General features: G+C 65.8%; 25 protein-coding genes and 2 tRNA genes. 10 read left to right on the top strand and 17 right to left on the bottom strand.

What is annotated here, in order from left to right:
• The first annotated feature begins 69 nt into the window (after positions 1-69).
• Positions 70-165, top strand: a tRNA-Sec gene (locus Q0Q02_RS07645).
• A gap of 75 nt (positions 166-240) precedes the next feature.
• On the top strand, positions 241-624 hold the full coding sequence (locus Q0Q02_RS07640) for a hypothetical protein (protein ID WP_293808260.1): 384 nt from the start codon (positions 241-243) through the stop codon (positions 622-624).
• A gap of 6 nt (positions 625-630) precedes the next feature.
• Here Q0Q02_RS07640 and selD read toward each other — a convergent pair whose 3' ends face one another.
• Positions 631-1,707, bottom strand: coding sequence for a selenide, water dikinase SelD (selD, locus tag Q0Q02_RS07635; protein ID WP_293808259.1), 1,077 nt, complete (start codon positions 1,705-1,707; stop codon positions 631-633).
• Positions 1,708-2,005: 298 nt separating this feature from the next.
• Between selD and Q0Q02_RS07630 the strand changes: the two genes are divergently transcribed.
• The 3 genes from Q0Q02_RS07630 to Q0Q02_RS07620 all read left to right on the top strand — a co-directional run bounded on the left by Q0Q02_RS07630 (position 2,006) and on the right by Q0Q02_RS07620 (position 2,933).
• A complete protein-coding gene (locus Q0Q02_RS07630; protein WP_293808258.1) occupies positions 2,006-2,200 on the top strand; it encodes a hypothetical protein in 195 nt (64 codons plus the stop codon).
• A 158-nt stretch (positions 2,201-2,358) separates the two neighbouring features.
• Positions 2,359-2,688 (top strand): hypothetical protein, encoded by a 330-nt coding sequence (locus Q0Q02_RS07625; protein ID WP_293808256.1) that lies wholly within the window; start codon positions 2,359-2,361, stop codon positions 2,686-2,688.
• A 169-nt stretch (positions 2,689-2,857) separates the two neighbouring features.
• Positions 2,858-2,933: transfer RNA gene (locus Q0Q02_RS07620), tRNA-Phe, on the top strand.
• A 41-nt stretch (positions 2,934-2,974) separates the two neighbouring features.
• Here Q0Q02_RS07620 and Q0Q02_RS07615 read toward each other — a convergent pair.
• Positions 2,975-3,178 carry a hypothetical protein gene (locus Q0Q02_RS07615; RefSeq protein ID WP_293808255.1) on the bottom strand — a complete coding sequence of 68 codons (204 nt, stop codon included), beginning with the start codon at positions 3,176-3,178 and terminating at the stop codon, positions 2,975-2,977.
• 59 nt (positions 3,179-3,237) lie between these two features.
• Between Q0Q02_RS07615 and Q0Q02_RS07610 the strand changes: the two genes are divergently transcribed.
• Complete coding sequence (locus Q0Q02_RS07610) at positions 3,238-3,435, top strand: hypothetical protein (RefSeq protein ID WP_293808253.1); 198 nt, start codon at positions 3,238-3,240, stop codon at positions 3,433-3,435.
• A gap of 224 nt (positions 3,436-3,659) precedes the next feature.
• Here Q0Q02_RS07610 and Q0Q02_RS07605 read toward each other — a convergent pair whose 3' ends face one another.
• The 4 genes from Q0Q02_RS07605 to Q0Q02_RS07590 form a co-directional block, all read right to left on the bottom strand.
• Complete coding sequence (locus Q0Q02_RS07605; RefSeq protein WP_293808251.1) at positions 3,660-4,559, bottom strand: metallophosphoesterase; 900 nt, start codon at positions 4,557-4,559, stop codon at positions 3,660-3,662.
• A 155-nt stretch (positions 4,560-4,714) separates the two neighbouring features.
• Complete coding sequence (locus Q0Q02_RS07600; protein WP_293808249.1) at positions 4,715-6,280, bottom strand: ABC transporter substrate-binding protein; 1,566 nt, start codon at positions 6,278-6,280, stop codon at positions 4,715-4,717.
• Positions 6,281-6,329: 49 nt separating this feature from the next.
• A complete protein-coding gene (locus tag Q0Q02_RS07595) occupies positions 6,330-7,232 on the bottom strand; it encodes an ABC transporter permease (RefSeq protein ID WP_293808247.1) in 903 nt (300 codons plus the stop codon).
• A 6-nt stretch (positions 7,233-7,238) separates the two neighbouring features.
• Entirely contained in the window at positions 7,239-8,129 is an 891-nt protein-coding gene (locus Q0Q02_RS07590) for an ABC transporter permease (RefSeq protein WP_293808245.1), read from the bottom strand.
• Positions 8,130-8,334: 205 nt separating this feature from the next.
• Here Q0Q02_RS07590 and Q0Q02_RS07585 point away from each other — a divergent pair, with 205 nt between their 5' ends.
• Positions 8,335-9,093: an HAD hydrolase-like protein gene (locus tag Q0Q02_RS07585; RefSeq protein ID WP_293808244.1), complete on the top strand. Its 759-nt coding sequence runs from the start codon at positions 8,335-8,337 to the stop codon at positions 9,091-9,093.
• A complete protein-coding gene (locus Q0Q02_RS07580; protein ID WP_293808242.1) occupies positions 9,090-10,013 on the top strand; it encodes a MurR/RpiR family transcriptional regulator in 924 nt (307 codons plus the stop codon). The genes Q0Q02_RS07585 and Q0Q02_RS07580 overlap by 4 nt, the downstream gene beginning before the upstream one ends.
• 31 nt (positions 10,014-10,044) lie before the next feature.
• On the opposite strand, the gene Q0Q02_RS07575 is transcribed toward Q0Q02_RS07580, so the two are convergent.
• The 5 genes from Q0Q02_RS07575 to Q0Q02_RS07555 form a co-directional block, all read right to left on the bottom strand.
• Positions 10,045-11,094 carry an acyltransferase gene (locus Q0Q02_RS07575; protein WP_293808240.1) on the bottom strand — a complete coding sequence of 350 codons (1,050 nt, stop codon included), beginning with the start codon at positions 11,092-11,094 and terminating at the stop codon, positions 10,045-10,047.
• 342 nt (positions 11,095-11,436) lie between these two features.
• Positions 11,437-12,717: an NAD(P)/FAD-dependent oxidoreductase gene (locus Q0Q02_RS07570; protein WP_293808238.1), complete on the bottom strand. Its 1,281-nt coding sequence runs from the start codon at positions 12,715-12,717 to the stop codon at positions 11,437-11,439.
• Between the two features lie 75 nt (positions 12,718-12,792).
• A complete protein-coding gene (gene yacG / locus Q0Q02_RS07565) occupies positions 12,793-12,999 on the bottom strand; it encodes a DNA gyrase inhibitor YacG (RefSeq protein ID WP_293808237.1) in 207 nt (68 codons plus the stop codon).
• Positions 12,992-13,813 (bottom strand): glucose 1-dehydrogenase, encoded by an 822-nt coding sequence (locus Q0Q02_RS07560; protein ID WP_293808235.1) that lies wholly within the window; start codon positions 13,811-13,813, stop codon positions 12,992-12,994. The genes yacG and Q0Q02_RS07560 overlap by 8 nt, the downstream gene beginning before the upstream one ends.
• A gap of 82 nt (positions 13,814-13,895) precedes the next feature.
• On the bottom strand, positions 13,896-14,504 hold the full coding sequence (locus tag Q0Q02_RS07555; protein ID WP_293808233.1) for a Maf-like protein: 609 nt from the start codon (positions 14,502-14,504) through the stop codon (positions 13,896-13,898).
• 298 nt (positions 14,505-14,802) lie between these two features.
• Between Q0Q02_RS07555 and Q0Q02_RS07550 the strand changes: the two genes are divergently transcribed.
• Complete coding sequence (locus Q0Q02_RS07550) at positions 14,803-15,186, top strand: hypothetical protein (protein WP_293808232.1); 384 nt, start codon at positions 14,803-14,805, stop codon at positions 15,184-15,186.
• Between the two features lie 14 nt (positions 15,187-15,200).
• Here the strand turns inward: Q0Q02_RS07550 and Q0Q02_RS07545 are convergent, their stop codons facing one another.
• The 5 genes from Q0Q02_RS07545 to Q0Q02_RS07525 form a co-directional block, all read right to left on the bottom strand.
• Positions 15,201-16,043 (bottom strand): phosphatidylcholine/phosphatidylserine synthase, encoded by an 843-nt coding sequence (locus tag Q0Q02_RS07545; RefSeq protein ID WP_293808230.1) that lies wholly within the window; start codon positions 16,041-16,043, stop codon positions 15,201-15,203.
• Between the two features lie 221 nt (positions 16,044-16,264).
• Positions 16,265-16,966, bottom strand: a complete 702-nt coding sequence (locus Q0Q02_RS07540) for a phosphatidylserine decarboxylase (RefSeq protein WP_293808229.1) — start codon at positions 16,964-16,966, stop codon at positions 16,265-16,267.
• A gap of 293 nt (positions 16,967-17,259) precedes the next feature.
• Positions 17,260-17,487 (bottom strand): hypothetical protein, encoded by a 228-nt coding sequence (locus Q0Q02_RS07535; RefSeq protein WP_293808227.1) that lies wholly within the window; start codon positions 17,485-17,487, stop codon positions 17,260-17,262.
• 503 nt (positions 17,488-17,990) lie between these two features.
• Complete coding sequence (locus tag Q0Q02_RS07530) at positions 17,991-18,479, bottom strand: hypothetical protein (RefSeq protein WP_293808225.1); 489 nt, start codon at positions 18,477-18,479, stop codon at positions 17,991-17,993.
• A gap of 159 nt (positions 18,480-18,638) precedes the next feature.
• Positions 18,639-20,549, bottom strand: a complete 1,911-nt coding sequence (locus tag Q0Q02_RS07525; protein WP_293808224.1) for an ABC transporter ATP-binding protein/permease — start codon at positions 20,547-20,549, stop codon at positions 18,639-18,641.
• A 176-nt stretch (positions 20,550-20,725) separates the two neighbouring features.
• Here Q0Q02_RS07525 and Q0Q02_RS07520 point away from each other — a divergent pair, with 176 nt between their 5' ends.
• Entirely contained in the window at positions 20,726-21,064 is a 339-nt protein-coding gene (locus Q0Q02_RS07520) for a hypothetical protein (RefSeq protein ID WP_293808222.1), read from the top strand.
• Positions 21,065-21,220: 156 nt separating this feature from the next.
• Here Q0Q02_RS07520 and cimA read toward each other — a convergent pair whose 3' ends face one another.
• A complete protein-coding gene (cimA, locus tag Q0Q02_RS07515; protein ID WP_293808220.1) occupies positions 21,221-22,819 on the bottom strand; it encodes a citramalate synthase in 1,599 nt (532 codons plus the stop codon).
• Between the last annotated feature and the right edge of the window lie 82 nt (positions 22,820-22,901).

The following is a 22,901-nucleotide window of genomic DNA, read 5'->3' as shown; positions in this document are numbered from 1 at the left end:
CGTGGCGACCTGAGACGCATCAACCGGCGGCGGCTCGACCTGTTCGGCCCTTCGCCCGGCTTGAGCGATGGAGGAGAAACGTCCCCGGTGGGGCGTCCGGACTTCAAATCCGGGAGGGGCCGTCAGACGGTCTCTGGTGGGTTCGACTCCCATTCTCTTCCGCCAGTTCCCTGAGATCCATGACGGATATGGACACCTCCCCCCTCAACCCAGTCGCCCGACAGTTGCCCGAGACGCCGCATGCCGAAATCTAGGGGGCTGGGAACCGATTTCGACAGCTGGCTCGGCCGGCTCTTCCGCAAGGGCCCGTTCACGGCGCTGATCGTGCTGGTCAGGATCGCCGAGCCCAGGGTCGAGCCGCTGCGCTCGACCTTCGTCCATGTCGTCGGCGACGAGATCGACTGGGGCGACATCGTGCTGATGCTGCGCAGCGCCGGCGTGAACTGGGACGGCGCCGCCTTCTTCCCGACCCGCGACGACGATGGCGGGCTCGTGCCGGACGCCACGGCCCGCAGCCGCCTGCGCGAGTTGGAAGCGGCCTTGCGCGAGGACCGGCTCGTTCTCAACAAGGGCGCCTTCTTCGATCCCTGGGGCCGGAACCTGGAAGTTCAGGAAGCCCGTTGACGCCCGTCAGCTCACGATGACCTGCGCCGGCCCAGCCTCGACCGAGCCGATGATCCGCGCTGCCGGGTAGCCGGAGCCCTTGATCTGCGCGAGCACGGCCTCAGCCCGTTCGGCCGCACAGGAGACCAGCAACCCGCCCGAGGTCTGCGGATCGGTCAGCAGATGGCGTTGCCAGTCCGGCAGCCCAGCCGGCAGCACGGCGCCCTCGCCATAGCTCGCCCAGTTGCGGTGGGAGGCACCCGTCACCCTGCCCTCCTGAGCCAGGCGCTCCGCCTGCGACAGGAACGGCAGATCGGAGAGCCGGAGCTTCAGCGTGACATCCGAGCCGCGCGCCATTTCGAGCCCATGGCCGAGAATGCCGAAGCCGGTAACGTCCGTGACGGCATGAACGGCCTCATCCTGCGCCAGATCGGCGCCGACGCGGTTGAGCAACGTTGTCGAGGCGATCATCTCGTCATAGGCGGCGGCGGAGAGCTCGCCTTTCTTGAAGGCGGCGGAATAGACGCCAACGCCCAGCGCCTTGGTCAGAATCAGCGCATCGCCCGGCTTCGCGCCGCTGTTGCGGCGCAGATTCGCAGGCTTGAGCAGGCCGATGACCGCGAGACCGTAGATCGGCTCCGGGGCATCGATCGAATGGCCGCCGGCGACCGGAATGCCGGCCTCGGCGCAGATCGAGGCACCACCCTTGAGGATTTCGCGGGTCACCTCGAGCGGCAGCTTGTCGAGCGGCATGCCGAGGATCGCCAGCGCCATGATCGGCTTGCCGCCCATGGCATAGACGTCGGAGATCGCATTGGTCGCGGCAATGCGGCCGAAATCGCGGGGATCGTCGACGACCGGCATGAAGAAATCGGTGGTGGCGACAACGCAGGTCTTGTCGTCGACCTGCCAGACCGCTGCATCGTCACCGGTCTCGGTACCGACAAGGAGCTGCGCATAAGGGCCGGCAGCAGGATGGCCGGCCAGCAATTGCTGGAGCACGGCCGGCGCCAGCTTGCAACCGCAGCCGCCGCCATGGGCAAGGCTGGTGAGGCGCAAAGATTCCGCGGACGCCGGGGCCGCGAGCGGGCTTGTCAGGTTCATCGTCGGGAACTCCGGGGGGCGAGGCCTGGCGGCGCTGCGGCAAAGCACGGACCTTCGCGCGGACGCGTCGCGGTCGTCGACCCGGCCCATCAGCGCCCCGGCACGCGGGAGCCACAGCAGCAAGCATACCCCATCGTTTCCGCATCGCCCGGCAGCGTCAACGCTTCCTTTTGGCGCATACCGCCATCACGGTTCAGTCGGCGACCCTGAGCGTCGATCGCGGTGCCGAAACCAAAGGAGAATCTCGTTTGCAGGGCTAAACCTGCCGGTTTCCGGCAGTGGAGCCATTCCCACGCAAATGAAGCTCCTGCTCGTTCTCGGGAGCGTCGTGAGCTGCGGCCTTGCGATCTGGCTGGCGCTGGATGGCAACGCCGTGATGGCGTTGCCGCTCGTTGTCATCGTCGGCGCATTCGTGCGAACATTGGTCCACATCATCAGCGGCAAGCATTTCCGCCCGGCCGAAACGCCGATCGCTCAGGTTTCGGAAAATTGACGGCGGCTCGATGCCCCCGGCACTCGCCGTCTCTCCCCTCGCTCCGATTGGTAAAGGAGCGGCTAACCAAACGCCAGGTTTCACTCTGCCGCCCGCCCGCTTGGATGATATTCTGAGCCTTGGCGAACCGGCGCAATCTCCTTTCCCCTGGAGGAGCCATGGCTGACTGGATGGACGACCTGTTGGTGCGCGATATCGAAACGCTGCGCGCCGACGTGCTCAAGGCCGGCGTTCTCAACGCCAAGGCCTTGCAGGAACGCGCGGAAGCCCATGTCGCGCATCTTCATGACGTGCTCCTCGAATCCCGCGAGCTGGAGGAAGCCTCGTTCCAGGTGATCAACGACGTCATCGGATTCGCCAGGCTGCTCTATGGCCATGCTGCAATCGCCGAATCGGAGCAGGGACGGCGCGCTGCGCTTGCCGCCATCGATCGCCTCGCCGCCGTGCTCGGGCGCAGCGAATGTCGCCAGACCGCCATTTCCCTCTGAAACGTGCCTGAAACGGCCGAAACCCGATCGTCGTCCACGTCCTCCATCCACAGGCTGAGTTTCAAGTGAGGCAGCTTTGAAGAAAGCCGGCTGAAGTGACTGGACAGGCCGCGCGCCTGCCTCTATATCGCCCCCACCAACACGGACGGCCCCGCGCCGCTCCCGGTTCGCCCAGGTAGCTCAGTTGGTAGAGCATGCGACTGAAAATCGCAGTGTCGGTGGTTCGATTCCGCCCCTGGGCACCATTCATCTTTTCAATAACTTAGCACCCAGTGCTTCAACGGTTTTACGAGCCGTTGTTACCGCCCTCTGTTCTGGCGGCGTTCCGCTTCGCGATTCTGAGCTCGGCAACCCGGCTCGACTGGACGACGGCGCCGCGGTTGTAGCCCATGGTCGTTGACATCAGAGTGTGGGTCGCAGCCTTCATCACGTCGGCCGGCTCCGCCCCCGCCTCGAAGGCTTCAGACACGGCTCCCGCCCTGCTATCCATGTTCCAGACATCCTTCGGCCAACCCGATTTCGTCGCGAGCTTGCGGAACTCCCGCGAGAATGTCGGCCGGTCTTCTGCTGGATGATCGAGGTCCTCAACCTTACGGTTCCGCCGAGCACGATATCGCCTGCTCGCAGCCGCACGAGATCACAACCGTGCAGCTTGCTGTCGATTGCGAGATTGAACATAGCCAGATCTCGCACGCGCCGATCGTGCTGCAGCCGCGCCCGGATGGCCCGGATGTAACGCGGCTTTAGCGGTTGATTTGGACCGATGATACGCCGGTATTCCAAGCCAGACGCGGATGGATTGGTTGAGCTTCAACAAGCATGACGCATCCTCCACGGGATGCCGCATCCGAAGCTGTTATAACTCATCTGCTCCAGCGTTGAGTGCCACAAGCGGCCTCTGATTTTTTGCCTGAAAGCGAAATTCTAGCCTGAATCGCCTATCCCGAGGCTCTTGCGGCCTTGAGTCCGACTCAAGCCATCGCCGCCGCATCGGTCCGGGCAGCGGAGATGAGGCGCCTTTGCCGCAGCTCGGGATGCTCGTCGAAGGGCTGGAGCGGCGTCATCCAGCGCCGGAGCGTGCCGGCCGGGTCGATGCGGGCGGTGAACGGGTCCTTGCCATGCACCGTCCAGGCGATAGTCTCGCCGAGTTCGAGCAGAGCAAAGGCGCCGGCCGGTTCTGGCATCGTCGTGAAGCTCTCGGTCAGCGACTGCAGCGTCAGGTGCGGGATGGCGTCGACGGTGGTTAGCGTGTTCCAGTGGACATGGCCGGCGATGCAGACCAGCGGCACCTTTGCCCGAGCAAGCACGGCACGGGCGCGCTCGGCGCCGGGATAGGTCGAGGATGCCGGATTGCGCTCGAAATAGTAGTTACCGGTCTGGCCATGGCCGGAGACGGGGACATGGCTCATCACCACCAGCGGCCGGTCGGCGGCCTCAACGGTCGCAGCGAGCCAGATCAGGTCGGCCTCGCGCAGGACGAAGCCACCGGGGCGGTGGATGCGTGAATCCGCAGCCCAGAGCACGAGGCGCCAGCCGCCGAGATCGACAGTGCGATGGCCGAGCCCCTGGCCGAGGATTTCCTCGTTCTCGACGACGCTGAGATGGTCGCGATCGTGGTTGCCGCAGAGATGGAAGCGCGGCGCCGCGATCGGCGCGAACGCTTCTGCGACCTCCCGCTCCAGGCGAAGGTCGGTAGCGTGATCGACATCGGAGATGCGGTCGCCGAGGTCGATCACCGCATCAGGCTGAGCGTCGGCGACGAAGCGGCGGAATTCCTGCATCAGCGACAGGGCCGCGGGGCCGACCTTGGTGAGGCTGCTCGCACCATGATGGATATCGGCGACGAAGGCGAGGCGGAGGGAGCGGGTCATGATGGGGCTCGCGAATTGTTGGGAGCTGTTCGGAACGGGATCAGAGAATTCGCCGTCATTGCGAGCGAAGCGAAGCAATCCAGAAGGTCTCGCGCTGCGGCCCCTGGATTGCTTCGTCGGCTATGCCTCCTCGCAATGACGGCGCGGGACCATGGTTAGCGCGCGGCCAGCGTCACGCGGCCGGCACGGAAGTCGAGCACATAGGGGATGTGCCCCGGCAGAGGCCGCCAGGCGAGCGAGCGCTTCATGCCGTAGGACTCATAGGGCTGGTAGAGCGGCAGGACCGGCGGATCGTTCTTGATCGCCTGCATCAGCGCGGCATAGGCCTGCTTGCGCTCTGCGAGATCGGTCGAGAAGCGGAACTTGTCCCAGAGCGCGACATAGGCGTCGTCGGCCTTGAACCGGCCTTCCGAGGCGGAGTTCCCGGTCGGCGCCCACATGATGCCGAAGGCGCCGGCGGGATCGGGGAAGTACATCGGGTTCGACCAGCCGCGAGCCATCATGGTCGGGTCGGAGCCGGTCCATTGCTCGGTGACGTTGAGCTGCATCTTGACGCCGACAGCGCCCCACATTTCCTGGATCGCCTGCGCGGCGAGCAGCCCGTTGGTGTAATAGGCCGGCTGGATATCGTAGCGAACGGCTGAGCCGTCATAGCCGGCTTCCTTGAGCAACGCCTTGGCCTTGGCCGGGTCGTATTCGAAGGTGTTCAGCTCCGGCATGTAGAGCGGGCCGAACTGCGCGAAGGTGTGCGAGGTCGGCACCTTGGCCTTGCCGAACCAGAGCGCCTCGTTCAGCGTCTTGCGGTCGATGGCATAGGACAGCGCCTGGCGCAGCTTGGGATTGGCCATCTTCGGATTCTGGGTGTTGAAGATGACGACGTGGAAGAGCGGCGTCTGCATGCCCTCGACCTTGAGCTTCGCATCGGCGGCGATCGGCTCGAGCTGGTCCGGCGGGACGTTGGTGATGAGGTCGACCTCGGCGTTCTTGAGCGCCGTCAGGCGCCCCGAAAGCTCGGGAATGCGCGTCACCGTGACCTTCTGGAACGGCGCCTTCTCGCCCCAGAAGCCGTCATGGCGCTCATAGACCAGGCGCTGGTTCGGCACGAACTCGCTGATCTTGTAGGGGCCGGTGCCGACCGGCTTCAAGGCGAAGGCCTCGAAATCGGAAGCTTCCGCGACGTTCGGATCGCCGGTCAGGCCCATCACGTATTTCTTCGGCACGATCATGCCCTGCTGCACGTTGAGCAGCGTCTCGAACAGCGGCTCCGGCCGGGTCGCGGTGACGCGCACGGTCTCGGCGTCGACGGCCTCGACCTTGGCCATGTTCGGCAGCGTGTCGCGCTTGCGCACGGTATAGGGCGCGAAGGTCGAGTTGATGATGCGGTCGAAGGAGAAGACGACGTCCTCGACCGTCATCGGGTCGCCGTTGTGGAAGGTGACGCCTTGGCGGATCTTCAGTTCGAACACGGTCGGCGAGACCTGCTTCCAGCTCGTCGCGATGCCCGGCTGCCAGACGCTCTCGGCCTTGGTCGCGTCCTTGCCGATCAGCGGGTCGAAGGCGTTGAAGTAGAATTGCGAGCCGACATTCGAGAAATCCCGGCCCGGATCGAGCCAGGGCGCCATGTTCTGGACGCCGACTTTCAATTCCTGCGCCTGGGCAACGCTGATGAGCGCGGTGGCCGACAGCGCGGCGAGCGCCAGGGTCTTCAATGTCTTGCGCATGGGTGTCAGTCCCTTGTTGGGTGAGCGGGAAAAGGGGCAGGCGTGGCGTTCAGCGTCCGCGCAGGCGCGGATCGAGGCGGTCTCGCAAGGCATCGCCCAGCAGCATGGCGACGAGGCTGACGAGCACGATGACGAGGGCGGGAACGGCGACGATCCAGGGCGCGGAGGCCATGTAGTCGCGCCCCTGCCCGACCATGGAGCCGAGCGTCGCGGTCGGCGGCTGGACGCCGAGGCCGAGGAAGGAGAGTGCCGATTCCAGCAGGATGAGGTTGGAGAAGTTGAGGCTCGCCATGACCACGACCGGCGAGATCAGGTTCGGGATCATGTGGACGGTGGCGATGCGCCAGGGGCCGGCCCCGGCAGCGCGAGCCGCCTCGACGAACGGCATTTCGCGCAGGCTAAACACCTGGGCCCGGATCAATCGCGCGAAATGCGCCCAGTAGGCGATGCCGAGCACGCAGATGAGCACCGCGACATCGGTGCCCGCCAGCGCCACGACGAAGAGCGCGACGAGGGTGAAGGGCAGCGACATCATGATGTCGACCAGGCCCATGATCAGCGCATCGGCCCAGCCACGCAGCAATCCGGCGGCGAGGCCGAGCGCCGCGCCCAGCGCGAGGCCAAGCAGGGTACCGAAAAGCGCCAGCGCCAACGTCAGGCGCAGGCCATGGAGGCAGCGCGAGAGGAGATCGCGGCCGAGCTGGTCGGTGCCGAGCCAGTGCAGCGGGTTGGCACCGACCAGGCCGACGGGAGGCTTCAGCCGAGCGAGAAGCCGCTGCTGATCGGGTTCGAAGGGCGAAACCAGCGGCGCCAGCACGGCGAGCGCGAGCAGCAAAAGTCCGAGCAGCGCGGCTGCCGTCACCAGCACGCCGGCACTGCCCAGCGCGGGGAGCTTCAGGCGCGGCAACCGGCGAGGCGGCAGCATCAGCTTTGTGTCTGCGATCTCGGTCATGGCGGATCAGGCTCCGACGAGGCGCACGCGCGGATCGGACGCCGCATAGGCGAGGTCGATCGCGAAATTGACGAGGATGACAGTGCCGGCCACGACGAGGACGCCGAATTGCAGGACGGGATAGTCGCGCCGCAGCGTCGCGCCGACGAGCAGGTCGCCAACCCCGTTCCAGGCGAAGACGGTCTCGACCACGACAGCGCCCGAGACGAGCGTGGTGATCTGCAGGCCAAGCACGGTGATGACCGGGATCAGGGCGTTGCGCAGGCCGTGCCGCAGGATGATGGCGCCTTCGGAGAGCCCCTTGGCGCGAGCGGTGCGCATATAGTCCTCGGAGAGGACGTCGAGCATGGCGTTGCGAGTGTAGCGGGTCAGCGCCGCGACGAAATAAGCGGCGAGCGCCACGGTCGGCATCGCATAGTGCAGCAAGGTGGCGGAGCCGGCGCTCGGCAGCCAGTGCAGCGTATAGGAGAAGACAAGCAGCAGCAGGATGGCGAGGACGAAATTCGGCACGGCGTAGCCGAGGAAGGCGACGAAGAGCACGCCCTGCCCGCGCGGCTGCCCGCGCCAGAGCGCAGCGAGGATGCCGAGCGGCACGCCGACCGCGACGGTGAGAGCCAGCGTCGCAACAAGAAGCGAGGCGCTCTGCCAGAGCCGCTCGCCGAAGATCACCACGACCGGGCGCCGCTCCATCAGGCCGAGGCCGAAATCGCCCGAGAGCAGCGATTTCCAGAACAGCAGGTATTGCTCTGCGACCGGGCGATCGAGCCCCCAATAGGCGATCATCTCGGCACGCGAGGCGGCGTCGAGCCCCTCCGGCATCAGAAAGTCGATCGGATTGCCGGTCAGCCGCGTGGCCAGGAACACGGCGGTGACGATCGCCCAAAGGGTGATCATCATGCGTAGGAGGCGACTACCGAGGAACGAAAGCACAGCGTCCTCCGGAACGGGCTGCAGGGGCATGGCTCGGCTGCCTGAAGCGGCCGATGCCTGAGCCTTCTGGCAGCCTTCCATGACAGGTTTATGAATTTAACTCAGGCAATATCTTGTTTGACACTGAGACAATCTCAGTCCATGCCTTCCTCACTTCGACGCGGAGTTTGCGGTGCACGCAACGGACGATATTCGTGGCTGGCTGATCGATCTCGACGGCACATTGGTGTGCGGTGGCCGCTCCATGCCTGGCGCCCCGGCCTTCCTGGAGGCCTGCGATGGCCGTTTCGTCATTGTCTCCAACGATGCCGAACATACGCCTGCGGAACTCGCGGACGACCTGCAGCGGATGGGGCTCGACATTCCCGCTGACCGCATCGTGCTGGCGGGAGCGTTCGCATTGGACGACATCGCCATGCGCCGGCCCGGTGCGCGCGCGCTCATGCTGGCGAGCAGGAGCCTGGCGCGCCATGCCCGCGAGCGTGGGCTCAGACCCGTCCGGGCGCGGCCCGACATCGTCTTTCTCGGGCGCGACCGACAGTTCAGCCATGCGAAGCTCATGCTTGCCGTCAATGCCGTGCGGGCGGGCGCCGAGCTCGTCGTCGCCAATCCCGATCTCGTCCATCCCGGCCCGGGTGGCACGGTCGTGCCGGAGACCGGAGCGCTGCTCGCGGCACTGCTCGCTTGTACCGGGCCCGTCGACTATCGCCTTGTCGGCAAGCCGGAGCCGATCCTGTTTGCCGCCGGCCTTGCCTTGCTCGACCTGCCGAAGCGGACTGTGGCGATGCTCGGCGACAATCCCCGGACCGATGGCGAGGGCGCCCGCCGTTTCGGCCTGCGCTATGTCGAGATCGCCGATGGCATCTTCCCGCAGACGCAGGGCGAAACGGCTTGCCCGTGCGAAACAGGCGTGATGGCCTTGCCGGCATGACCTCGCCCCGACTCAAGCTGGATGCCGATGCGATGCCCGAGAGCTCCGAGCCAGCGCGCCATGGCACGCAGGACGGCTTCGACGGCGTGATCGAGCGCCTGACGGCGCTGCGTCCGACTTTGCCCCCGACGGCGGCCCGCATCGCCGATGTCTTCCTCGCCCACGCGGCCGAGGTCGTGCACATGTCGGTGACGGAGGTGGCCGAACGGGCGGAAGCGAGCGAAGGCAGCGTGATCTCGCTCTGCCGCCAGCTCGGCGCACGCGGCTTCCAGCAGGTCAAGATCGCGCTGGCGCGCGACCTGGTACAACCCGTCCAGTTCATCCACGAGGATCTCGCCCGCGCCGACGACACGGGAACGGTGATCGAGAAGATCTTCCGCAGCGACCTGCAGGCGCTGCACGACACGATGAAGGTGCTCGACAAGGCCGGGATGGAGCGTGCGGTCGCCGCCATCCGCCGCGCGCGCCGCGTCGAACTCTACGGTATTGGCAGCGCCGCCCCGATCGCGGAGGATGCCAACTACCGGCTGCTGCGCATCGGCGTCGAATCCAAGGTCGTGGTCGACTCGCATATCCAGGCGATCAGCGCCTCCCTGACCGGCCCCGATGTCGTCGCGATCACGATCTCACATTCGGGCTCGACGCACGAAACCGTTACCGCCACCAGGCTCGCGCAGGAAGCGGGCGCGACCACGATCTGCATCACGAATTTCGGCAAGTCACCGCTGCTCGCCTATGCCGACATCGTGCTCAATACCATGGCGCGTGAGACCCAGTTCCGCACCGAGGCGATGACGAGCCGTATTGCCCAACTCGCCGTCATCGACGCCCTGATCGCCTGCCTGTCACTGGCCGATTACGACAAAGCGGTCGCGACGATCGGAAGGACCTTCGACGTACTCTCGACCAAGCGGTTTTGAATATCGGGATCAGTCACAGCGCAGATGGATTCTAGGATCTGGCCGCAGTCACTCGCCTCGTCAAACGAGACAGGATTCTCCGTGCGGGCTCGTCATAAAGGCGATTTAGCACAAGGGCGAACGCAAAGATGACCAGAAGCAACACCACGCCAAGCCATGGCGCGAAGGTCGCCGGGGTGAAGCCGAACATTCGCACCGCCCTGCGTGCGAGTTCGAGAATTGGAGCGTGAATGGCATAGAGCGCGTAGGAGGCCGCTCCCAGATACTCGAAAAGCGGCCGGGAAAACCTATCCGGCTCAATGGACGTGGAGACAGCGATAATCGCGGGAAACATGACGAGAACGCAGAACACGTCGAAGACAATCCGCGCCGTACCGTCGACATCCACGGCAACCAAGCCGGTGGCAAGCAGAAGCGGAATCCAACTCAGAACGCCGGGCGGCAATTTCGGCAAGCCCAGGCGATAGATGAGGACACCGGCAAAGAAGGAAAAATAAACGCGGATGATGCCGCCGCTGAAAGTGCCCCAGTACGAGCCGATATCGAGCGTGCCGAAATAGACCGCTGAAACGACGAGCATCGCTGCAGCGACCGCGGTGGTTACGAGAAGCACCCTGTTGGAGAGCACGCGCCAAAAGACCACGTAGAACGTGTTGATGATCAGCTCGTAAAAAAGCGACCACCCCGGAGGATTTGTCGGGTAGAGCGCAAAAGACATATTCAGATCGGGCGAGGGCAGCATGAACAGCCCCAGGAACACCGCCTGGATCAATTCTGATCGTCCCAATTCGCCCGCGCCCATTTTCCAGGCCAATATCGCACTGATCGATCCGATCACCGTGCCGACAAGGAAGAGTGGGTAAAAGCGGACGAACCTGATCCAGAAGAATTCCGCCGTTCCGAGGCCGCTCTTGAACCGGCCTTCATAGGCATGAGCAATAACAAATCCGCTCATGACAAAAAACAGATCGACAGCGAGATACCCGCTTTTCGCGATCCAAGGACCAAAGAAGCCTTGCCCATGAATTGTTAGGACGGCAACTGCGGCAAAGCCTCGCAACCCGTTAAGAGTGGAATACACTCTCTGCGGCGGTCTCAATTTTTTCGCCCCCCGGATTCAATATTCGTATCGGACTAACTAACGTCACCGTAAGTTGTCAATCGATACGTATAGAATTCGACCTTTGTTGGTTATTGATAGAAATTGCATGTGCCTCTGGAGCAATTATGTCGAGGATCATGCGAACCCCATTCTGCCAGCGATGTCCGCAAGTTGTTTCGTCCGCCCCCTCCCATCCCCTGACAGCTGCACTGTAGAATCGATCCCGACCACGAACCAACGACGCGAGAATCGGCGCCATCTGGAGCCTCGGCCCGAAAAGGGAACGCGGTTGTCGGACAAAGCCGATGCCAAATCAAAAAACTAGCGCATCTCGCAGCCGGCCGGTGGCTCGCGCTGCATGATGAGGCGCGCGCTGCGATGGCCGCTGACATAGATCCACAGCCAGTTGAGTGCGACGGCGAGCCGGTTGCGCAGGCCGATCAGGAAGAAGATGTGCGCGATGCCCCAGATCCACCAGGCGAGGCGCCCGCGCAGCTTGATCCAGCCGAAATCGACGATCGCGGCCCGCTTGCCGATCGTCGCGAGATTGCCGGCATTCCGATAGGCGAAGGGCGGCGGGAGCGGCCTGCCCTGCAGCCGCGCCTTGATGAGATCGGCGACATAGCGCCCCTGCTGCTTCGCGGCCGGCGCGACGCCGGGCACCGGCTTGCCGTCCACGCCCGCAACGAAGGCTGTATCGCCGATCACGAAGATATCGGGCTCGCCGGGCGCCGTGAGATCGGGCTCGACGCGGACGCGGCCTGCCCGGTCGGCCGGCGCCTCCAGCCATTCCGCCGCCGACGAGGCTGCCACGCCCGCCGCCCACAGGATGGTCCGCGCCAGCAGGAAGGCGCCGCCGAGTTCGATGCCCTCCGCGCGGCATGCGGAGACCGGCTGCCCCAGCCTGACCTCGACACCCAGACGATTCAGCGCTCGCTCGGCATAGGCCGAGAGATCTTCGGTGAAGCCCGCCAGGATGCGCGGGCCGGCCTCGACCAGGATCACCCGGGCGCTGCGCGTGTCGAAATTGCGGAAATCGCTGCGGAGCGTGTCATGCGCGAGTTCCGCGATGGTGCCGGCGAGCTCGACGCCGGTCGGCCCCGCCCCAATGATCACGAAGGTCAGCCACTCGGCACGGCGGGCCGGATCGGCCTCCCATTCCGCCTGCTCGAAGGCGGAGAGGATGCGCCGACGGATGCGCGTCGCGTCCTCCAGCGTCTTCACGCCCGGTGCATAGGGCTCCCACTCGTCATGGCCGAAATAGGAATGGCGTGCGCCGGTCGCGAGGATCAGCGTGTCGAAACCGACCGGCTGCTCGCCCTCCAGCAACACCTGCTTGTTGACCTTGTCGACGCTTGTGACCGTGCCGAGCAGGGTCGTGACGTTCTCGTGGCCGCGCAGCAGGGAGCGGATCGGCCAGGCGATCTCGGAGGTCGGCAGCGAGGCGGTCGCCACCTGATAGAGCAAGGGCTGGAACAGGTGGTGGTTGCGCTGGTCGATCAGCGTGATCCTGACCGGCGCGCTGGCGAGATTGCGTGCTGCCTCAAGCCCGCCGAAGCCGGCGCCGACGATGACGATATGAGGTTCAGTGCCGGTGCTCATGGTGTCGGATCGCTCCGGGGCTGGCGGATCGCCGCCACGCTGACCCGCCAGTGTGCAATCAGCCCAGCCTGTTTCCTAGTCCTCGCGCTCGCGCTGCTGCGGCGCGCCCTCCTCCGCCTCGTCGACGGGCTCGCCGGGAATGACGTAGCTGCCCTTGAGCCAGCGACCGAGATCGATATCGGCGCAGCGCGGCGAGCAGAACGGCTTGAAGCGCGCGACCGCCGGCTTGCCGCAGATCGGACAGGGCTTCGCGGCTGGCGGGGTCTTTTCGGTCTCAGTCATATTTGAGCGTGATGCCTCCATCGACGACGAGTTCGATGCCGGTGACGTAGCGCGCCTCGTCGCTGGCGAGGAAGAGAGCGGCATTGGCCACGTCCCAGGCCTCCCCCATATGGCCCATCGGGACCTGCGCGGCGCGCGCGGCCCACATCGCATCGACATCGCCCTTGCCGTAGGCTGCGGCGAGGCCGGCGGAATGCTCGACCATCGGCGTCTTCATCAGGCCGGGCAGGATCGCGTTCACGCGGATCTTCTGCGGCGCGTACTGCACCGCCGTCGTGCGGGTGAGCTGGTTCAGCGCCGCCTTGGTCGCGGAATAGCTGGCATAGGGCACGCCGGTATGACGGATCGAGGCGATCGACGAGATGTTGATGATCGAGCCGCCCTCGCCCGTCTCCTCGAACTGGCGCTGCATCACCGGGATGACATGCTTCATCGCCAGGAAGGCGCCGGTGAGATTGACCTTGAAGACGCGCTCCCAGACCTCCTCCGAGAGATCGACGACGCTGCCGACCTCGGCGATGCCGACATTGTTGTCGAGAATGTCGATGCGGCCATAGCGGCCGAGCGCATGGGCGACGAGCTCGGCGACCTCGCCGGCCTTGGTGACGTCGGTGCGGATGGCGAAAGCCTCACCGCCCTCGTTGCGGATGATACCGGCGGTCTCCTCGGCGGCGTCACGGTTGATGTCGGCGCAGACGACCCTCGCGCCCTCGCGGGCGAAGATCGTCGCCGTCGCCTTGCCATTGCCCCAGCCCGGCCCGATCGACCCCGCCCCGGCCACGATCGCGATCTTGCCGCTCAGACGTCCCGTCATCTTTGCTTTCCCGTCATCGATGCGTTTCCCGGCCGCAAGATCAGCCGCGAGGCACGATCAGGCAACCCGCATCGGCGCCGTATCAGGCTGCGTTCATCCAGCCGAAGCGGATGGGGAAGCCTTCGCCGCCGAGGAGATTGACCGTCTCATAGAGCGGCAGGCCGACGACGCCGGTATAGGAGCCGACGAGCTTGACGACGAAGGAGCCGGCGATGCCCTGCACGGCATAGCCGCCGGCCTTGCCGCGCCATTCGCCCGAGGCGAGATAGGTCTCGATATCCTCGGTGGAGAGGCGCTTGAAGCGCAGGCGCGTCTCGACGATGCGGTCGCGGATCGCGCCCGAAGGCGTCACCAGCGCGACGCCGGTATAGACGCGATGCGCCCGGCCCGAGAGCAGGCGCAGGCAGGCGGCGGCCTCGTCGACGATCTCGGCCTTGGGCAGGATGCGCCGGCCGACGGCGACGACTGTGTCTGCCGCGAGGATATAGCAGCCTTCGAGATCGGCGCGGACCTTGGCGCCCTCGCGCGCGGCCTGCGCCTTCTCGCGCGCCAGACGGCGGGCGAGATCGCGCGGGCGCTCTCCCTTGTGCGGGGTCTCGTCGAGATCGGCGGGGAGCAACGCGTCCGGCTTCAACCCCGCCTGCTCCAGCAGCGCGAGGCGGCGCGGCGAGGCCGATGCGAGAACGAGCATCGGACGCCAGCCGGGATGTTTGGGAGAGGAGAAAAGGCTCAACAGGCTGCTCGACAGGATTAAGGGGCCGGGGATTTCGGCGCGGTTCAAGCCTTAGAGCATTTCGGCAGGGCGATAAATCCATCCGTAAACGCGGAACAGGCGAGGTGCCGCTCATTTGAGCACCCTGTCCGGCTGCCTGAAATCCGGGCGGGAGCGCTGGTATACCAGGCATTGCCAAGCCGCGCCGTTGTCGGCAGACTTCCCTCCCCCTCGGCGGTCCGCTCTTTGGTGGCGCCGATCTACTGGAGTTTCCCTCATGGCCCGACCGCGCAAATCGACGGGCTCCGCCCCTGCGACCGGGGCGGAGGCGCAGGTTCTCGCGGCCCGCCTGATGTCCATGCATGCGGAAGCCGGCCTGACCATCGCCATGCGGATGCCGCTCCTGATGAAGGGCGCCTTCGGCGATAGCCACGGCCAGCGCGAGGCGACGAAAGCCGTGACGGAAAAGGTTTCGGCCGTGCTCGAGAGCAGCCTTGCCGCAACGCAGGCGACAACTGCGTTCTGGTGGGGCCTTGCCCTCAACCCGTTTGGCCAGTTCGATCTCGCGACGGCGGCGGTCAAGGCTGCCGACAGCACGCTGGAGCCCTTCGCGCGGCGCACCCGCGCCAATGCGGCACGTCTCAGCGGCTATCGCCGCTAAGCTTCAACTGACGATCAGGCAGGATTGTCGGAGGCAGGCTCCGCCGCGGGGGCCGCTGCCGGCAGTGCGTGGGCGCGCTCCAGCTTGCGATAGCGCGCGACGCTGACCGGAATCAGAGCGAGATAGCCGATTACCACGACCGTCAGCACCTCGAAGGTGTAGGCGAAGAGCAGGCCGGCGACGATCACCACTGCGACGAAGATCGGCAGCACCTGGGTGCGCGGGACGCGCGTGCCGAGCGTCTTGCCAGCATAGCAGGGGATGCGCGAGATCGTCAGGAAGGCGATGAACAGGATGTAGATGCCGACGGGGAGCGCGCCGTATTCCTGCACGGGCACGCCGATGATGTGGAGATAGAGCGGCAGCATGGCCGTGATCGCACCGGCAGGAGCCGGCATGCCGACGAAGAAATCCTTCTGCCAGTCCGGGCGGTCGGGATCGTCGATCATCACGTTGAAGCGCGCGAGCCGGAGCGCCATGGCGCAGGCCAGCGTCAGCACGATGATCCAGCCGACGGATTTCAGGTCGTGCAGAACGAAGATCCACAGGACATAGCCGGTGGCGACGCCGAAATTGACGAAATCGGAGAGCGAATCGAGCTCCGCGCCGAAGCGCGAGGTGCCCTTGAGCAGGCGGGCCAAGCGGCCGTCGACGCCATCGAGCGCCGCCGCGATCAGGATGCAGATCGTCGCCGTCTCAAGCTTGCCCTCGACGACGAGGCGCATCGCAGTCAGGCCGAGGCAGAGCGCCAGCAGTGTGATGACATTCGGCGCCAGCAAGCGGAAGGGAATCGGCTTGAAGCGGGCGCGCTTGGATTCGGCGCGCTCGGGCTCGAAGGGAGGAAACAGGTCGCTCATAGCAGTCGGAATACGCGGTTTTGGGGGCGCAGGCTAGGCTCAGCCAAGCGTCATCCCGCACGCGCTGCGGCGCGAAGTGCCGCTGCGCAGATGCGGGACCGTCATCAGGAGAGTGAGTTCTTCTCGGCAGCGTTCAGGTGGGGGCGCCCCCTTTCGGGGGGCGGTCCCGTGTCTGCGCAGCGGCATTTCATGCCGCAGCGCGCACGGGATGACAGCGCCCGTCAGATGTCGCGGAAGCTGCGGGCGACCGGCTCGTTGCCGGTCATGTCGGCAAGCACGGTCTCGCCAGCGATCGCGGTCTGGCCCTCGCCGACCAGCGGCACGACATGAGACGGCAGATAGACATCGACGCGGGAGCCGAAGCGGATCAGGCCGAAGCGCTCGCCGGTGCCCAGCACATCGCCTTCCTTGACGAAGGGCACGATGCGGCGCGCGATCAGGCCTGCGATCTGGACGACGCCGACGATGCCGGACTTGGTCTCGATCGCCAGCGCGTTGCGCTCGTTGTCGTCGCTCGCCTTGTCGAGTTCGGCATTGAGGAAGAGGCCGGGCGTGTAAGCGATCTTGGCGATGCGGCCGGGCACGGGGGCGCGGTTCACATGGCAATCAAAGACGTTCATGAAGATCGAGATGCGGGTCATCGGCTCGGCCGGCAGCTCGAGCTCCGGCGGCGGCAGCGACTGGGCGATCTGGCTGATGCGGCCATCGGCCGGCGAGATCACCAGCCCCTCGCGTTGCGGCGTGACCCGGACGGGATCGCGGAAGAAATAGCAGATCCAGATCGTGACGATCGCGCCGATCCAGCCGAAGGGCGACCAGAGATTGGCGAGGACGATCGTCGCCACGAGGCCGATCGCGATGAAGACATAGCCTTCCTTGTGGATCGGGACGATCACCTTGCGGACGGAATCGACGAGAGACATGGATGGAGTTCCGTTAGTCTAGCTGGCGCGGCAGCTGCGCATATGGCGGCGGCCTGCGGCAGAGTTACGACCGCAAGCGTTGGCTGTGTGATTTACGGGGTTCGGCGCGCGGGGGAAAGGGGTGTGCGGCAGCTTGTCCTCTGAAGCCGGGGATAGTGCCTCACGAGATCCTCAAGTGCGCGCCGCTCATCGCCTAGTCGAGGCCGCTGGAGTTGACGCTTCCGTTCAGCAGGCAATCACGCCCCCCGACAGCAACACTCCCAGGCGCAGGCCCAGCCCGAACGATGCAGACCTCATCGTGGCTGAGCTTCCAGCGGCTTGCTGAGCGGCGTCAACACGGCCCGCCATTCCGGAGGTCCCGGCTGCTCCAGATCGGCAGGAAAGACCGGCAGCAGCGTGAAGGCGAGCGGCCGGCCGGGCTTGTCGTTCTGAAGCACCAGCGTGTCCGACCTGAGCAGCCGGGCCGAAACCCGCGGAACGACGCCGCCGGCAGCCACCACCACGCCGCCTACGCTCAGCACGAAGCAGGAGTCGAGAGGGTGCCAGGCCCTCTCCTGCGGTGGGCCAGACGCGCTCCCCGTCCCCGATTGCACGAGTTGCCCGCCCTGCCACCGGACCGTCAAAGCCTCGTCGAGCCTCAGCGGCGCATGGGTAGACGTCAGGGCAGCGGGCGGCGGCCATGCCAGCCCTCTCGGCATAACGCAGGCTGTCAGGAGGCCGGGGCGGCTCGGTCGCAGAACCCAGAGCGACCACCCCTGCATCGGCTCGGCGCCAAGCGGGCCGACTGCGAGGAAGACCACAAGCCAGCCCCCCAGAAACGTCTCCAAGAGGCGCAGGCGCTTCCACATCTCGTCCACCGCATCAGCTGGAGTCGTTAGGTCAGGCCTATGACCTGTCTAGGCCGGGCGCAAGGTGGGATCGGCGTCGCCATGCATCCGAGGCAGCTGCGAGCGCGGCCCGTCACCGGCGCGCGCCCTGCCGATCATTGGCGGGCGCTGAACCTCCATAGCGACGGCGTCTCGCCCTAGATGAGCCGCGGCATCTGGACGAAGCGCACGGCCGCCTTCCAGGTCAGGGTGCCGAAGACGAACAGGACGAAGGCTTCTGCAATGGCGAAAACCGGCTCGGACTGGGTCGGCGCCAGCGCCCGCAGCGGCGGGATCTTGGCGAACATCTGCGCCACCAACACGAAGACGAGCAGGTAGAAGACCATCATCGCGGTGATCGCATACGTCCGGCGCCAGGGCCCTTCCAGCCTGCGTCCATAGAGCGCGAAGGCGGCGATCCCGACGAGCGCCAGCGAGACCGCTCCGACGATGTGGGAAGGAAGGATGCCGGTGAAGGGGAAGCCGAAGCCGGTCGCGCTGGCGGCAAAGGCGGTGGACAGGAACACTCCGGTCCAACGCGGGCGCGTATGCCCCTGAAGCAGCCCCGCCGCCACCGGGAAGCCGGCGATGATCGCAACCAGGCTGAGCCAGGTATGGAACCCCACGAACGTCGTCGGATCGAACATGGCAGCCGCTCCCCTGATGCCTTTGCCCCGGTGCCGGAGGATGCAGGAAACGGGCCGGCATTGCGAGCGGTTCAAGCGGGCGGGGAACATCCGCCCGTGGAGCGCCCGTTCAAGACCGGGATGCTCGCCACAGGGGCGAGCATGACGCCGATCCGGCTCTTACGACAGCGTGACCCGGACGCTTTCGCCCTCCGCCTCGGTGGCGCGCTGGAGCGTCGCCTTGGCCTCGTCGACCTCGCGCTGGCGGTTCCACATCGCGGCATAGACGCCATCGGCGGCGAGGAGATCGCGATGATGGCCGCGCTCGACGATCTGGCCCTTGTCGAGCACGATGATCTCGTCGGCATTGACCACGGTCGAGAGCCGGTGGGCGATGACCAGCGTGGTGCGGCCTTCGCTGACCCGATCGAGCGCGTCCTGAATCTCCTTCTCGGTGAAGGAATCGAGCGCCGAGGTCGCCTCGTCGAGGACCAGCACCGGCGGCCCCTTCAGGATGGTGCGGGCGATGGCGACGCGCTGCTTCTCGCCGCCGGAAAGCTTGAGGCCACGCTCGCCGACCGAGGTCGCATAACCCTCGGGCAGCAGGCGGATGAAGCGGTCGATCTGGGCGAGGCGCGCGGCCTCCTCGACCTCGGCCATCGTCGCCTCGGGGCGGCCGTAGAGAATGTTGTACTCGATCGTATCGTTGAACAGCACGGTGTCCTGCGGGACCATGCCGATGGCGGCGCGCAGCGAAACCTGCTGAACATCGGCGATCGGCTGGCCGTCGATCAGGATGCGGCCCGTCTGCGGCTCGTAGAAGCGGAAGAGCAGGCGCGAGATCGTCGACTTTCCGGCGCCGGACGGGCCGACGATGGCAACGGTACGGCCCGGCGGCACCTTGAACGAGACGCCGCGCAGGATCGACCGCTCCGGCACATAGGCGAAATGCACGTCCTCGAAGGCGACCTCGCCCGCCGGCACCGCCAGCGGCTTGGCGCCGGGCTTGTCCTGGATCTCGGGATCGCGGCCGATCAGCGAGAACATCTGGGCGATGTCGAGCGTCGCCTGCTTGATCTCGCGATAGACGGTGCCCATGAAGTTCAGCGGCAGGTAGAGCTGGATCAGCATGGCGTTGATCAGGATGAGGTCGCCGACCGTGTTGGTGCCGGCCTGGAAACCGCGCACCGCCATCACCATCGAGAGCGTCAACCCCACCGCGAAGATCGCGGCCTGGCCGAAGTTCAGCCAGGCGAGTGAGGTATAGGACTTGATCGAGTTGCGCTCGTAGCGCGCCATCGACTGGTCGTAGCGCGCGGTCTCGCGGGCCTCGGCGCCGAAATACTTCACCGTCTCGTAGTTCAGCAGCGAGTCGATCGCCTTGGCATTGGCGTCGGTATCCGACTCGTTCATCGCCGAGCGGATGGCGATGCGCCACTCCGTCGCCTTGATGGTGTAGGTCATGTAGGCCGTGACCATCGTCACGAGCACGACGACGTAGCGCCAATCGAACAGATAGAGCAGCACGGCGATGATCATGATGACCTCGATGATCACCGGCACGAGCTGGTTGAGGCCGAGACGCACCATCTCCTCGATGCCGTTGCGGCCGCGCTCCAGCACGCGGGTGAGACCGCCGGTCTTGCGCTCCAGATGGAAGCGCAGCGAGAGATGGTGGAGATGGCCGAAGGTCTGGAGCGCCAGCGTGCGCACCGCATGCATGAAGACCGGCGCGAAAATGGCGTCGCGCATCTGGACGAAAGCGGCCGCGCCGACACGGGCAAGACCGTAAAGCACCGTCAACGCCAGCGGTGCGCCGACCAGCCAGGGCAGCCATTTCTCCAGGTTCGAATAGGAACCGGCCAGCGCATCCGTCACCCATTTGAAGGTGAAGGGCACGCCCATCAGCACCAGCCGCCCCGCCAGCATCAGTGCGAAGGCGGCGACGACGCGGCTGCGCAGATCGGCGCGTTCTGCCGGCCAGAGATAGGGCCAGAGCGCGCGGAACGTGGCGAAGAAGCCGGACCCGGGCTGGATGACGGCAGAGCGTTGGAAGCTCGACGCCGGGGGCGGCGCAGACGGCGCGGACATTTTCAAACGATTCCAGTTGGCGCGTTCATATAGCCGCAATCGCGCGCCGTTGCATGGGAATGTCGTTGCATGGGGAACATGGCTCGGGCTGCCCGAAAGCTGCCTTGCCGCCGCCCCATCGCCGGTATCTGATCCCTCCCAGAGCGCCCGACGCTCGAGATGGGGAAGGAAATGACATGAAGGCTCAACAGCTTGTCGCCTCGGGGATCGGCCTTGCCGCCGCCCTCCTCCTCGCGTTGCCGGCCGCGGCGCAGACCTCCCGGCCGCATCCGCAAATCACGATCACCAACCAACGCACCGTGCCGCTCAGCAATTTCGCAATCGCAACCTCCGGCGATCAGCCGCGCCTCGTCGCCAAGCTCGCCAAGCCGCTGGCGCCGGGCAAGAGCGTCGCGCTCAAGCTCAACAAGCCGCAGGGCTGCTCCTATACGGTGCAAGCGAAATTCGACGACGAAGCCGAGAGCGACGCCGATATGGACCTGTGCAAGGACCGCGTGATCCGCCTGACGGAGTGAGCGTCTAACCACCTCCCGCGCCGTCATCCCGGACAAGCCGCGCAGCGGCGCCGATCCGGGATCCATGCCGGAGCGCTTCCGGCAAAGGTTCAGGCATGGATCCGGGGTCTGCGCTTCGCTTTGCCCGGGATGACGGCGTTTTCGGCAAGACGCGCTTCAAGCCGTCGCGCCTGCCTTGACCAGCTTGTAGGTGATCGAGTCGACCAGTGCCTGGAACGAGGCGTCGATGATGTTGGCGCTGACACCGACCGTGGTCCAGCGCTCCCCGGTCTCGTCGCCCGACTCGATCAACACGCGCGTCACGGCATCGGTGCCGCCCTGGAAGATGCGGACCTTGTAGTCCACCAGCCGCAAGCCGCCGATCAGCGACTGGTAACGGCCTAGGTCCTTGCGCAAGGCGATATCGAGCGCGTTGACCGGGCCGGCATCGCCTTCCGCCGCAGAGATCAGCAGGTCGTCGCCGACCTTCACCTTCACGATCGCCTCGGAGAAGGTGACGAGTTCGCCGAGCGCATTGTAGCGGCGCTCGACATTCACGGCGAAGCGCTCGACGGTGAAATAATCCGGGACTTCGCCGAGGATGCGCTTCACCAGCAGGAAGAACGAGGCATCGGCGCCCTCGAAGGCGTAGCCCTGCGCCTCCTTGTCCTTGACCTCCTGCAGCACGCGATTGAGGCGCGGATCGTCGCGGCCGAGCGTGACGCCGATGCGCTCCAGCTCGGCGACGAGGTTCGACTTGCCGCCCTGGTCGGAGATCAGGACCTTGCGGGTGTTGCCGGCCGCCTCGGGCGCGACGTGCTCGTAGGTACGCGGGTCCTTCAGCACGGCCGAAGCGTGGATGCCGGCCTTGGTGGCGAAGGCCGAGGCGCCGACGAAGGGCGCGTGCCGGTTCGGCGCACGGTTCAGCATCTCGTCCAGCGCGCGCGAGACATGGGTCAATTCGCCGAGCTGCTCTTCGCTGACACCGAGCGTGAAGCGGTCGCGATAGCGCTCCTTGAGCTTGAGCGCGCCGATCAGCGTGACGAGATTGGCATTGCCGCAGCGCTCGCCGAGACCGTTGAGCGTGCCCTGAATCTGGCGCACGCCGGCCTCGACGGCCGCGAGCGAGTTGGCGACGGCACAGCCGCAATCGTCATGGGCATGGATGCCGAGATTCTCGCCCGGCACTGTCTTGACGACCTCGCGCACGATCGCTCCGACCTCGTCGGGCAGCGTTCCGCCATTGGTGTCGCAGAGCACGACCCAGCGGGCGCCGGCTTCGTAAGCCGTGCGGGCGCAGGCGAGCGCGTAGTCGGGATTGGCCTTGTAGCCGTCGAAGAAATGCTCGCAGTCGAGCATCACCTCGCGGCCGGCGGCCTTGGCCACTGCTACGCTCTCGGCGATGCCGGCGAGGTTCTCCTCCAGCGAGATCTCGAGCGCGACATGGACATGGTAGTCCCAGCTCTTGGCGACGAAGACGATGGCGTCGGCCTTCGCCTCCAGCAACGCGGCGATGCCAGGATCGTTGGCGGCCGAGCGCCCTGCCCGCTTGGTCATGCCGAAGGCGGCGAACTTGGCCTGCTTCGTCGGCTTCTGTTCGAAGAAGGCGGTATCCAGCGGATTGGCGCCGGGATAGCCGCCTTCAACATAGTCGACGCCGAGCCGGTCGAGCAGCGCCGCGACGGCGCGCTTGTCGTCGAGCGAGAAATCGACGCCCGTAGTCTGGGCGCCGTCGCGCAGCGTCGTGTCGAAGAGATGGACGCGTGCCGCGCTCATCGCTCCCGCCTCAGTTTGAAGCGGACGACGCGCGGCACGACCATGGCCAGCATGACCAGCTTGATGGCAAAGGAGAGCGAGC

This window comes from uncultured Allobosea sp., from assembly GCF_945956895.1.
Taxonomy (GTDB): Bacteria; Pseudomonadota; Alphaproteobacteria; order Rhizobiales; family Beijerinckiaceae; genus Allobosea.
Note: the sequence above shows the minus strand (reverse complement) of the source record. Positions and strands in the feature narration are given on the sequence as shown.

What these genes read in the sequence shown, in the direction of transcription:
- yacG (WP_293808237.1), bottom strand. Translation starts at nt 12,999, where the DNA reads ATGACTGAGACCGAAAAGACCCCGCCAGCCGCGAAGCCCTGTCCGATC.
- Q0Q02_RS07590 (WP_293808245.1), bottom strand. Translation starts at nt 8,129, where the DNA reads ATGATGATCACCCTTTGGGCGATCGTCACCGCCGTGTTCCTGGCCACG.
- Q0Q02_RS07530 (WP_293808225.1), bottom strand. Translation starts at nt 18,479, where the DNA reads ATGTTCGATCCGACGACGTTCGTGGGGTTCCATACCTGGCTCAGCCTG.
- Q0Q02_RS07640 (WP_293808260.1), top strand. Translation starts at nt 241, where the DNA reads ATGCCGAAATCTAGGGGGCTGGGAACCGATTTCGACAGCTGGCTCGGC.
- Q0Q02_RS07600 (WP_293808249.1), bottom strand. Translation starts at nt 6,280, where the DNA reads ATGCGCAAGACATTGAAGACCCTGGCGCTCGCCGCGCTGTCGGCCACC.
- cimA (WP_293808220.1), bottom strand. Translation starts at nt 22,819, where the DNA reads ATGAGCGCGGCACGCGTCCATCTCTTCGACACGACGCTGCGCGACGGC.
- Q0Q02_RS07595 (WP_293808247.1), bottom strand. Translation starts at nt 7,232, where the DNA reads ATGACCGAGATCGCAGACACAAAGCTGATGCTGCCGCCTCGCCGGTTG.
- Q0Q02_RS07605 (WP_293808251.1), bottom strand. Translation starts at nt 4,559, where the DNA reads ATGACCCGCTCCCTCCGCCTCGCCTTCGTCGCCGATATCCATCATGGT.
- Q0Q02_RS07580 (WP_293808242.1), top strand. Translation starts at nt 9,090, where the DNA reads ATGACCTCGCCCCGACTCAAGCTGGATGCCGATGCGATGCCCGAGAGC.
- Q0Q02_RS07545 (WP_293808230.1), bottom strand. Translation starts at nt 16,043, where the DNA reads ATGAGCGACCTGTTTCCTCCCTTCGAGCCCGAGCGCGCCGAATCCAAG.
- Q0Q02_RS07560 (WP_293808235.1), bottom strand. Translation starts at nt 13,813, where the DNA reads ATGACGGGACGTCTGAGCGGCAAGATCGCGATCGTGGCCGGGGCGGGG.
- Q0Q02_RS07550 (WP_293808232.1), top strand. Translation starts at nt 14,803, where the DNA reads ATGGCCCGACCGCGCAAATCGACGGGCTCCGCCCCTGCGACCGGGGCG.
- Q0Q02_RS07570 (WP_293808238.1), bottom strand. Translation starts at nt 12,717, where the DNA reads ATGAGCACCGGCACTGAACCTCATATCGTCATCGTCGGCGCCGGCTTC.
- Q0Q02_RS07555 (WP_293808233.1), bottom strand. Translation starts at nt 14,504, where the DNA reads ATGCTCGTTCTCGCATCGGCCTCGCCGCGCCGCCTCGCGCTGCTGGAG.
- Q0Q02_RS07610 (WP_293808253.1), top strand. Translation starts at nt 3,238, where the DNA reads ATGTCGGCCGGTCTTCTGCTGGATGATCGAGGTCCTCAACCTTACGGT.
- Q0Q02_RS07615 (WP_293808255.1), bottom strand. Translation starts at nt 3,178, where the DNA reads ATGGATAGCAGGGCGGGAGCCGTGTCTGAAGCCTTCGAGGCGGGGGCG.
- Q0Q02_RS07520 (WP_293808222.1), top strand. Translation starts at nt 20,726, where the DNA reads ATGAAGGCTCAACAGCTTGTCGCCTCGGGGATCGGCCTTGCCGCCGCC.
- Q0Q02_RS07630 (WP_293808258.1), top strand. Translation starts at nt 2,006, where the DNA reads ATGAAGCTCCTGCTCGTTCTCGGGAGCGTCGTGAGCTGCGGCCTTGCG.
- selD (WP_293808259.1), bottom strand. Translation starts at nt 1,707, where the DNA reads ATGAACCTGACAAGCCCGCTCGCGGCCCCGGCGTCCGCGGAATCTTTG.
- Q0Q02_RS07625 (WP_293808256.1), top strand. Translation starts at nt 2,359, where the DNA reads ATGGCTGACTGGATGGACGACCTGTTGGTGCGCGATATCGAAACGCTG.
- Q0Q02_RS07540 (WP_293808229.1), bottom strand. Translation starts at nt 16,966, where the DNA reads ATGTCTCTCGTCGATTCCGTCCGCAAGGTGATCGTCCCGATCCACAAG.
- Q0Q02_RS07525 (WP_293808224.1), bottom strand. Translation starts at nt 20,549, where the DNA reads ATGTCCGCGCCGTCTGCGCCGCCCCCGGCGTCGAGCTTCCAACGCTCT.